1 rRNA gene is annotated in these 1045 nt (G+C 33.7%); it reads left to right on the forward strand.

What is annotated here, in order from left to right:
• Positions 1-96: ribosomal RNA gene (gene rrf, locus BUB42_RS16070) — 5S ribosomal RNA — on the forward strand; the annotation flags it as partial.
• Positions 97-1045: the final 949 nt, after the last annotated feature.

The following is a 1045-nucleotide window of genomic DNA, read 5'->3' on the forward strand; positions in this document are numbered from 1 at the left end:
CGGCGGGGCTCACCTCTTCCCATCCCGAACAGAGTAGTTAAGCCCGCCTGCGCAGATGGTACTGCAGTTATGTGGGAGAGTATGTCGTCGCCTTTTTTTGAAAAACCCTTCATCTAACGATGAGGGGTTTTTTGTTTTATGCAGTTATGTGGGAGCCATGATAGCTATCGAGAGTTGCCTGTTCAATCTGAATTTATTCTAGGACTTAGTAAAACCCTTCATTTAATGGGATCAAGAACAAAACTCGGGGATTAGGCAAATAACTAGTTAATCTAAACAGGAAGAAATCGGGGATCAAGAACAAAACTTGGGGATTAGGCAAATAACTTAGTTAACCTAAATAGGAAGAAATCTACTTTTCTCACTCCTCTAAATTGATTTCTGAATGCTTTAATTTTAGCATTGAAGTTTTATTCACTGTTTTTATCTTATTTTGGAGTTTATGAATTTCATCCCTTCGGAAGCATTTGTACTTCGTTTATCAAAGCAGTTCAGGATAGAATCATGATTGATTTTTACACTGTTCATTAATGTAGTGAAGCTTTTGATCCCTAAAATTTCCAAATCGTTAAAGCAACGTGATGGTAGATCATGACAAAACTTCATGCAGATGATTTAGTTAAAATGAAACAGAGGGAAATTACTTTTTTACGCTTGTAAATTAATTTCTGAATGCTTTAATTTTAGCATTGAAGGATTATTATCTGTTTTTATCTTATTATGGAGTTTATGAATCTCATCCCTTCGGAAGCATTTGGGCTTCGTACATCAAAGTCGTTGGACTTATAATTATAATCGATTTTTATAGTATTTATGTATTGAGTCTATATTCTGTAGAGTGAATACATTCAACAACAAATTTTATCTACTTGCAAACCCATGAGAATAACCAATAGTTATGGTGGGATAAAGTAGAAAAAAAATAATTTCCTTATTTATTTAATTAATATCACTACGATCCGAAAGTCTAAAATAAAAAGTGCCTGAGATTCCCTTATTTTTGTTTTGCGAAAAATAAAATAATTATATGGGACTCTTCAGGCGG

The organism is Flavobacterium micromati (assembly GCF_900129585.1).
Lineage (GTDB): Bacteria > Bacteroidota > Bacteroidia > Flavobacteriales > Flavobacteriaceae > Flavobacterium > Flavobacterium micromati.